This is a genomic window from Pseudomonas aegrilactucae (assembly GCF_019168305.1).
Taxonomy (GTDB): Bacteria; Pseudomonadota; Gammaproteobacteria; order Pseudomonadales; family Pseudomonadaceae; genus Aquipseudomonas; species Aquipseudomonas aegrilactucae.
Window position 1 is genome coordinate 1 of sequence record NZ_JAHTBI010000106.1, and the last position, 9507, is coordinate 9507.

The 9507-nt window shown below is 55.7% G+C and carries 5 protein-coding genes and 1 pseudogene; 4 read left to right on the top strand and 2 right to left on the bottom strand.

Translation table 11 applies throughout. The annotated features are described in order from the left end of the window. The first annotated feature begins 793 nt into the window (after window positions 1–793). The 4 genes from KUO17_RS23820 (at window position 794) to KUO17_RS23835 (ending at window position 8468) form a co-directional block, all read left to right on the top strand. Window positions 794–1999 (top strand): hypothetical protein, encoded by a 1206-nt coding sequence (locus KUO17_RS23820; RefSeq protein ID WP_217978028.1) that lies wholly within the window; start codon window positions 794–796, stop codon window positions 1997–1999. Between the two features lie 288 nt (window positions 2000–2287). After that, window positions 2288–6754 (top strand): AAA domain-containing protein, encoded by a 4467-nt coding sequence (locus tag KUO17_RS23825; protein WP_217978029.1) that lies wholly within the window; start codon window positions 2288–2290, stop codon window positions 6752–6754. Then, window positions 6751–7695 (top strand): hypothetical protein, encoded by a 945-nt coding sequence (locus KUO17_RS23830; RefSeq protein WP_217978030.1) that lies wholly within the window; start codon window positions 6751–6753, stop codon window positions 7693–7695. The genes KUO17_RS23825 and KUO17_RS23830 overlap by 4 nt, the downstream gene beginning before the upstream one ends. Further along, the gene (locus KUO17_RS23835; protein WP_217978031.1) at window positions 7686–8468 is read left to right on the top strand and encodes a hypothetical protein; all 783 of its coding nucleotides are present in this window, start codon (window positions 7686–7688) and stop codon (window positions 8466–8468) included. The genes KUO17_RS23830 and KUO17_RS23835 overlap by 10 nt, the downstream gene beginning before the upstream one ends. Before the next feature lie 482 nt (window positions 8469–8950). On the opposite strand, the pseudogene KUO17_RS27445 reads toward KUO17_RS23835, so the two are convergent. Further along, window positions 8951–9040 (bottom strand): annotated as a pseudogene (locus KUO17_RS27445) (hypothetical protein); the annotation flags it as partial. Beyond that, entirely contained in the window at window positions 9028–9468 is a 441-nt protein-coding gene (locus KUO17_RS26995; RefSeq protein WP_341869647.1) for an SIR2 family protein, read from the bottom strand. The pseudogene KUO17_RS27445 and the gene KUO17_RS26995, both read right to left, overlap by 13 nt. Between the last annotated feature and the right edge of the window lie 39 nt (window positions 9469–9507).

Sequence of the window (9507 nt, forward strand, 5' to 3'; positions counted from 1 at the left end):
CTTGATCGGAGAATCCCTAGGGAAGAGTGCATCAAATACATCATAAAAATGTATTCGACTGAGTTCTATTTTCTCGCTAGGCATTCATATGGGTATATTTGACTGAATGCACCCCATCGTCGCCGGAGGCTTTGGGCATGATGCGTTCAATCATGAATGGCAGACCGTGGGCGAGGGCGTTAAGCAGGTTAGGGCCTCGGCAATTCGAAACAGAGCTCCAATTTTAAAGACAGTATCCTGTCCAAGTACCCCTCAGCACCTTAGACGCCTTCAACGAATTAAGCCCTTACTCGGCCTCCACTCCCTGAGTCGGCAGTGGGTTAGGCGGAGGGCACTGCTTCACATCCCCGATGTCTTGGATACGCTGGTGTAGCGCGTCGGTAGCACGCCGATTGAATCAGTCTCCTGATGGCAGCCGCCCACTGCGCGACGACCCGACAAACAATCAGTTCGAGCATACCGGTTGAGGATGGAGAGGACATTGAGCCGTTGGAGAGCAGCTGCATAAAGCGCTCGGCTGTTGAGTACAAATGTACTCTTTGCTCTCAAGCCCGGCAGTGATGGAGAGCGCTTGGCAGAGAAGATCAAGCAGCGCAACCGCCCAGGCGCGGTCAAGGCACTCTGAGTCGTGGCTGCACAGGAAGTAGGATTGGTAGGTCGGCTACGTTCATCGCATTGCGAAGGCTCTAGATCAGGCTTTTTTGAGGTAATCTTGCCGACTCTGCAGTACCAGCCCCCGTGCATTGGAGCGGTTCACCTCCTTGAGCATTTATCAACACGTTAGAGCGCACCAATGTCCAAGGAAATGGAATCTTCACCCCTCGCAGTCAGTGCTTGCGTAGAGCAGTGGTTAGACGGGCCCTATGGGCAATACGCGAGGGCGAAGGTGCTGACGCCTGACTCACCTACGCCTGAGGCGATTTACAGCCCGAAGGCGTTGAAAAGCCAGCCAGAGCTCAGCGTGCCATTTGACTGCAAGATTCAGTTGAGCAAAGGGCGCTGGCGTGTCGTTGAGATTGCCGAAAGCGCCAGGCCGGTTGAGGTTGAGCTCACGGGGTTTGTTGAGTCTGATTCGATGGTTGGCGGCCAACATTCCTGGCGGATCAAGCTTGTACCTGGACAGCCTGGTGCAGCGCACGCGACGCTGGATCCCAAGGTGCTCCGGGCGGCAAGATTTGCTCATGTAGAGCGGGGGCAGCAACTCACCTTCCTGGCGCTGCTGAATGAGGTGGATTGGACGGTGACAGAAATTCTGGCACCCACGCTATCAACGGTTATCAATGACCCGCTAATCGCATTCCACGCATTCTCGCTGCGGGACTGGAGCTCGGACGATTCCAGTAAAAGTGTGCCCTTCGCAGTCAGGTTGCCAGGCCTCTCGATTTGGCCTCTAGTACACGTCTTCACTACGTTGCTGCAGCGTCAGTCGATTCCATCCCTTGTGAGAGTCGACTTAGGTGACCCAAGCGCATTGAGCCGGGCCCAGGACTATATCGAGCATGCGCAAACTGTCTTGCGGGAGGGCTCCCCCCAAGAGATCGACTGCCTGAGCATCGGTTGCATCGAGGTGATCTTGGTCTGGAACGCCCGGGGTTTCTGGAATACCCAAAAGCTTGTCGCCCCGATCCCGATGCGTGAGCCAACCCTCAAAGAGGCCATTGATTGGGTTCAGGGCACCGTCGTCGCTGTCGATGATATTGATGAAAGCAAGTCCATCGAGGTGGACGCCGATCCATTGGAAAATGATGAGATCGATCCCCAGGATATTCCTGCTGGAAGCGACTCAACCAAAAAGAAAAATCGAAAAGTGAAAGTCACATTTGAGATCAAAGATCGAAGGGTAGGGCGCGGCAACGTCAACGGCTTTCTCAAGCGCGAGGAGATTGTTTACGGCGGGCTGACCAAGGGAGCAACGGCCATCGTCCAGCTAGTTGGCAATCCGCCCTACTGGAATGTCGGCCGTCTGCATCGATCCCTGCCCATGCGAGGTGAAGCATGAGAGGAGCGCTGAGTACCTTTCTAAAAAAACTTGTCCGCGCTCTTTTCAGCTCAAGCAACTGAGAGCACTCCACCGCTACGCGGCGCCACCCCAGTTGATGCTTCCGTGACGCTCCGTTCGCCTGCCAACCCTGATCCAACACCCGCGCCTCACTTGTTGGTCGAGGCTCACTCGCCAGCCAAGCCTCACGTGCCAATCGAGCCTAATTCACAAAGCAATCCGGTGTCGCCTAAACCGCGCGCCCCTGTGTTGCCCCCTGAGGATGTTGCCGCCTACTGGAAGGGGGGCTTGGACTACGTCAACTTCAGCTCTTTCGGTGGCAAGTCTAAAGACGCGCCGGCGCACAAACTCATACTGACGTTGGACGAGGTTACTCAGGTCGCAACCCAGATTGAGGATGGATTGGTCGGCGAAGATGTGGCTGTCGTCTTCATGCTCTGTCAGCTCAACAATCGTGACAAGCGCCTCGTGAGTCGTCATCCGTTGCTTGCTGTTCCCGCGTTGCTGGCTGAAGAAAAATTCCTAGCACCCCGAGCCGCAGCGGCACCTATCTTGAATCCTGCTTATCTGTCTCCTGATCAGAGGGGGGATGCCTTTGCGATCGCTGATGGTCACCTGGCCAATGAACGTATGTTCGATGCGCTGGGACAACTCTCTGCTGACAAGTCACTGGAGGTGGATTGGGCAACGTGGTGGTTGACACCGCTGAACGTTGTGCGCGAGTTGCTCAAGGTCGACCAGGATGAAGCGCTCCTTGAAAAGCTGAAAACACTTGCCAAGGAGGCTGGGGCCTCAAGCGATAGAGCTAAGAAAGATTCTGCCAATTGGGTGCTTCGTGCCGTCGTATTCCCATCGCAAGGCTCTGCGGCGAAGGCGATGGTTGATGTTTACACGAGCTTCCTCGATGCGAAAGAGCGCCCCAAGGTTGCGTTGTTCGAACGGTTTTGTGGTGGTGAGCAGGCGCTCCAAGCCGCCAGTATGCCAAGGGGGATTGCTAACCTGATCACCGGCCATATTGACGAGTACGACGACTCCAAAGGCAATCGCCCTCTGTTTCCATTGGATGACTCCCAGCGCAGAGCAGCCTGCGCTGTTGCCAGTCTTCAAGAGGGCGAGATTCAAGCAATCAATGGCCCACCTGGGAGCGGCAAGACTTCGATGCTGCGTGCGGTTGTTGCCAGCCGGTGGGTCAGTGCAGCTTTAAGCCAAGAGGCATGTCCGATCGTCGTGGCCTGCGGTGCAACCAACCAATCAGTTACCAACGTTATCGAGGCCTTCGGCAAGGCGCCTCATCCTGACGACTTACTGCCTCACGCCCAGCGTTGGATCGCAGGGGTGCCTAGCTATGGGGCATATTTTGCCTCTAAGAGCATGCTGGGCAATACGGACAAACAAGCGGAGCTCGCTCGGTTTGTTTGTGTGCAAAGCGATTGGGGCTCTACAGGCATGCTTTGGTCGTACAAGGATAGGCCAGCGGTCTTGACGCCTAACAACGCATTGGAGCTTGAGGAGGCCTATCTTGTACACGCCAGAAAAGTATTCCCTCAGCACGCTCTGTCGAGCATGGAAGCTGCCGTTGAACTTGTGCACCAGAAACTGCGCCTCACGGTAAAGTTGCGGGACACCTTTTTGGAGCATTTGGCGAAGGATGATCCTGACTGGTTGACGCTGCTTGAAAATGCTCGGCCAACCCCGGCAACGATTTGGCACGCTGATCGCCACGGACAGTTGGATAGGCTCATAGGCAATCTCAAAAAGAACCGTGGGGATGCAGATGCGGCGCGAGGTGCGATTGACCTGACGTTTAGCTGTGACGCGTTTCACTGGGCGGCGCGGTACTGGGAAGGACGTTTTCTTCTTGCTCAACGCGAGCGCCTGTTCTCCCGACATCCTGCCAATGTCGAAGAGTCGTTGCGTCGACTTTGCATGCTGACCCCTTGTCTGGTTTCAACGCTGCATAACGTGTCAACGCTTGGACAAATTAGCCCTTTGGTTGAGGGCGATAGCGCGATCAAACATTCTTTTGCCCTGTTTGACCTCTTGGTAATTGATGAGGCGGGCCAGGCATCTCCGGAGCTTGCCGGCCCAGCGTTGCTGATGGCTAAAAGAGCGGCAGTGGTGGGGGATTTGAAGCAGCTAGAGCCTATTTGGAACCACAAATCGCTCAGCGAGATTGCTGTCGCGTCAGCTTCAGGAGTCTTCAACCGCCTCAATGATCTGAAGCAGTCACGCTTGTCGATTGCTGATGGCAGCGTACTTGCTGCTGCCCGATTGGTGTCGAAGTGGCGAGAGGAAAAGGATCTTGGGATCACCTTGCGGTACCACTATCGCTGTAAGCCAAGCATCATCGGTTACTGTAATGCGCTCAGCTACAACAAGACGCTGGTACCCAGAACCTCTGAAGGCAACCCTGGTCACGAACCTGCCATGTCGTGGGTTTCGATAGAGAGCAAACCTGTCCGCAAGGGCGGATCTCTATCCAATCCTATGGAGGTGGAGCACATCACCAGTTGGATCGGTGAGCGCTGGCCTGCCTGGCAGACCGATCCTGCAACGAAGGGCAAGTCCATTCAGGATATTGTCGCGCTGATTACTGCCTACCGCCCTCAGGCCAACCTCCTACGTTCTGAGCTCGAAAAGGTGTTCGATCAGTTGAGAGGTGCCGGCTCGATCCCTTGGCCCACCGTGGATGACATCAAGAAAGTCACGGTCGGTACTGTCCACCAACTGCAAGGTGCAGAACGACCTATCGTCTGCTTCAGCTTGGTTGAAGGCCCTGATGAAGCGGCAGGTAGCTTCATGGATAGGGATGCTTCTCTGTTGAACGTGGCTGTGTCGCGAGCGAAATCTTCCTTCATCGTTTTTGGACATCCGAAGCGGCTGTTTCCGGCCCCCGAAGCAAATGAAGCGGGTCTTGCGCCTATCCACCTTCTCGGCGCTTATCTGCGCAAAACCCCTGAGGCTCGATTGCTGTACCCAAGGCGCTTGGTAGTTATCGAGGCGGGCGGGAAACAGCAGACCCTAGCTCGAATTCTTGGCAAGAGCTGCGCGGTGATCGCTACTCACGGAGCGCTCCAGTATCTTCCCATCCGAGGTGGCGTAGACGTTGCCGGGGGACTCATACCCTTTCCTCGAAACGAGGCAAGCGCTGGAGCCTTTCTGGGCGAAGTCAGCAAGATCATCGACGCGGTGGAGGATATCGTCGTCGCGACTGATGACGATCGCATGGGAGAGCTGATCGCATGGCAAGTCCAGCGATTGCTCAAGGAGCGCGCTTCAGGCAAGAGCCTGTTACGCGTTCGTTTGGGGGCGATCAACGGCCCAGCCGTTAGAGCTGCGTTCAGTACTCCAGGTGGTATCGATGAGCGCAGGGTGGCCGCCGAATCAGTGCGAGAGATCGTCGACTTGTTGGTGACGCAGCGTTTTTGTCACGACGGTTTGCGCCGCGGTAGCATCGACATGCGTGAGTTGGGCGACTTGGTCAGGAGTGGCGCTTGCACCGACCCTCGCGGACGATCCCCCAAATTTAAGCTGGTGGGACGAGTTCAGGGGGCGATTCTGCGCTTGATTCTTGACCATGCCCGGCGAGCAGTATCGCTTCAGGCGCATAGTCGGATACGCGTGAAGGTACGCGTGGGCAGCGAACAACTCACAGGTTATCTGTTCGATATCAGTGAGCAGCGCGACCTCACTCGCACCTCGCAGGTGGGGCAGATAATTGCCAAGCTGGGGTCTGCCAAGTTAGACCTGCTAAGCCCACCGGAGATAATCCGAGAACAAGTACAGCCGCCTGTGGCTGGCACATTCTCCTTGCTCGCAGAAGCTTGGCAGCGATTTGGCCACCTTCCTTGGAGAAGCATGGAGGCGTTACAGGCCCTGTATGACGGCTCGTGGGGAGAAAGCGTCGGCGGCGAAGGTTTTGAGCCTGAGGATCCGATCATTCCGCCGTTCTTCGCGAGCGGCCATCCTCCTGTGACCCCGCTGGATCGAGCCGCACCGCCTACTGTCCTGCAAGGCGCCTTCAATAATCCGGTGTGCCGCGATATCTACCAGATTATCTGGGATCGTTTCTGCTTTGCGGAGTCTGTCGGGGAAGCAGGATCAAAGGTGATCCGAGCCCGGGTTGATTACGTCTTTTCAGGTCAGAGGCGACTAGGTGTTCGTTTTGAGGGGGTCACTGGCGAGAAGCTCACGCCGGAGCAACTTCATCTTATCGAACAAGCGGTGCCTGAGAATGACGCCACGTTCCTGCAATACCATTTTTCGGACTTGTCTGATGCGCCGGTTGATCTTGAAGGTGAGTCGGCAGGGCGCTGGTTCATGACGGTTGATCGGCTTTTGCTTGAGATGGAGCAGATGAATATCGGTCGTCCGTCGACCTGCGCATCCGCCCTTGAAAAGCTTGTCAGTAAAGGGCTCCTGGAGGCGCCCGTCCATATGGGCCAGCTCCGATTGACCCCTGCAGGGGTTAAAACCGCTTTAGCGTTGGAGGGGGCCGCGTCGGAGTTGTCTTCGCCACTATTTTGCACGCGGCTTGCCCTGCTTCTTGAAAGTGTTGAGCAGCACAAGATCGAAGCGCGCGATGCTCTGACGCAGCTGCTGCCGCTGTTGATATCAAACGAAAAGGACTGCTCAGAAATTGAAGGAAAAATCTGGACTTCGCTCGAAACCGTTGAGAGAGCCCAACACCATCGCTTGCTCAACAAGCGGGGTGGAGGTTTGATCTCATCGCTTTCAGAGGGGGCTAGCACATGAGCGGTGGATTGACTTCTTATCCTCGTACGGGTGGTGGCGGAGGTGCTCACGGCGCCCAAATTGACGCCTTGATCAAGCTTCTGCTGATCCCTGGAGGTCAACCACTGCAGGCAGAAGCTGATCGCTTGATTCAATTGCTGCAGCACGCCGTTGGCACCATGCCCCCGCAGAGTGTCGTCATTTACGGGAAGCGCGCACGTGATGCTTTGTTCGTAGCTCGGCTCAATGGGGCACTGGCACTTGCGAGGCACTTGCAAGCAATGGAGCTCTGTGCGCAAGCTTGGAAGAGTATCCATTCGCTTGACAGCACTGCGCTCAAAGGGCGTTCCGATGCTGCGAAGCAAAAGCTCATCTTGCACGCTGCTCAGGGTGGAACAATTCAGGAGCTAAGAGCGATCAAGGAGGAGATTGGGTTGATTGCCTGGCTGTATGAAACGTCCGCCCTGCTAGGAGAAGATCTAGCTGGAGGGATCGTTGCCCAGTCCGGTACCTACCCAGGGAGTCGCTATGTGGGGGCTACCGACACTTTTGGGGCGCTCGCGTATCTGGAGTGTGCTGGTGCATACAATGTGAATGTCGTTGTGCGCGTGGCCATACCTGGGGCATCGCAACCACTGCTCGTGGTGGGTGAGGCGAAGGGCGGGAAAAGCGGTTTTGGGGTCGTGAAAACCTCAAAGCTCATTCGTCAAATGGGGCACATTGCTCCGACGGTGAGTCAAAACGAGATCATGTATGCGCCTTCACGTGCGCTATACATGCAAAAGGCTATGCGGAAATGGAAGAGTGGCACGGCGCCGGCCCATGTAGCTGCCCGGCAGCAGGCAGGCAAATTGATCATGGATGCCTACCGTTCGCTGAGCCTTTGTTACGTAACGGCCAGGGGGGATGCAGCGGTGAACAGTCCGATCAAGACATCAAGGGTAAACGCTGAATGCAGATGAACATGGGCAGGCCTTTTAAACACCAAGCAATGGCCCGAGAGCTGGCAGGGCAAGCCGTGCAAGATAATCAGGCTGCATTCTCGCAAATGGAGCGCAATTGGAACATTGCCCGTGCCAGCCAAGACATCACCGTGGCGCTTGCTGCGCGGGGAGGGCTGTTAGAGTGGCTGGCCGCCACTGCCATTCTTGGACACGAAGCCGATTTTGAGTCTGGTGCCAAGACCTTAATCCAGTGGGGGTGCAAGCTTGCGGAAGCGTTTAGGCCTGCCCCCGAGCTGCTGCTGGTGGAGCTAAGTCTGGCGATCAGACGCAAAGATCACGCCGCTCGTCGGCAGCTTGCGTCTGCCATTCTCAAATCCGCTCCATCCGATGATTTCTACAATTTGGAACGCGGCCAATCGCAAGCATTGGCTGCGCTGGTTGATCTTGACTACGACACCGCCCAGCGCCATGCGCTAAGGCTGCAGGATGCTGCTGCCAGCGGAGAGTTTGACAAGGGCGACAGTATCTTGGCTGGGGCATGGGCCAAGGTTATGCACAACCTTGCTCAGCAAGATTTCCGAGGCTGTGTCAACGCGTTGTTGCTCTCTCACAAGGAGTTCGCGCGACAGGTTGATCTTGAACTGGGGCGTCTGCAGCGGGGTGCCGACTCCGATATCACGATGTTCGACATGGTGGATTGGACAGCTGACGCGGTCGCGCAGCTTGTCGTTGATTTCGGTTACAAGCTTGATCATCTCAATAAGAGAGACTCGCAAGAATATGGATTTTAAGGACGAGCCTGCGGTGGGGGGCATCTAGCATGGGAACCATCGTCGAGTTTTACACTGCGCAGCATGTCGACGACCTGTCGCAGCCAGTAGGCCGCGGCGTCTGTACTCTAGTAACAAGCCTATCTATCAACTCTCTCATGGTAGAGGTGTTACTCGACGCTTTAACGAGCACGGATCTGGATCCTCTCGTAGGAGACGGAAGTGATTTTGAGCGCTCAATATTTGTAGCTTCAGCAGACCTCCAGCGACTTAAAGCACAATCAGTGCAGTGGTCATTACAGCCTAATGAAGTTTTTAGGGAAATTTACGAAGCTGTAGCTAGGGGGGTCGATGAAGCGGAGTGGGCCAAGCGTGGTCTCTTGGTAGTGATCAGGTAAATGGTCGTTACGGATATCCGTCAGGATACCTTCCTTACCCGCTTACCCATTAGGATTGTAGAAATGGGTGTAAATGGGGTGTGAAATCGGGTGAGCCATGCAGCCGAAGGCCCAGAGGGTTTTCTTCTCGCTTGGCGTAAGCATTTGCACGGGCGTTTCATCGGTGTGAATCACCCTTTGGCTCAGCACGGATTGAGGATCCTCGCATCCTTGTAATCGCCATGGATTTTTAGGATGTAGCAGGTCGAATGGGTAAGCGGCTCCGCGCCGGCGAAGCTATCAGCTGAACTAACCACGGTCGGTTCGATGCCGACATCTCTTAGCGCATTTTCCATCAGGCGATCGAAGTTCGTTGTCGCAATCACGCGAATGTGGCCCGTCTTGACCATGTTCGCGATAGCTCGGTGTGCCCGTGTGGGCAGCTTAAGACCGTCCTCGGCCTCCTGCTCGTTCGGTTCGAGAAAGCCCTGAATTATGGCTCTGCGTTCGGTTTGGGTCGCCGCCAGGCGCTCAAGCAGCTTTGAGTAGTTGGGCTGCTCATCCGTCTGCGCTACATACCAGGAGACCCAGTCATCCTGATTGCTCGCCCCTGTGGCAATGCCCCAGTGTTTGACCAGTTCCATTGTGTAGTGGTCTAATGATCGGCGTTTTTCAAGGTAGTT

Excerpts from the sequence above, each read along its gene's own strand:
- KUO17_RS23820 (WP_217978028.1), top strand. The coding sequence starts at position 794 with ATGTCCAAGGAAATGGAATCTTCACCCCTCGCAGTCAGTGCTTGCGTA.
- KUO17_RS23830 (WP_217978030.1), top strand. The coding sequence starts at position 6,751 with ATGAGCGGTGGATTGACTTCTTATCCTCGTACGGGTGGTGGCGGAGGT.
- KUO17_RS23835 (WP_217978031.1), top strand. The coding sequence starts at position 7,686 with ATGCAGATGAACATGGGCAGGCCTTTTAAACACCAAGCAATGGCCCGA.
- KUO17_RS26995 (WP_341869647.1), bottom strand. The coding sequence starts at position 9,468 with ATGGAACTGGTCAAACACTGGGGCATTGCCACAGGGGCGAGCAATCAG.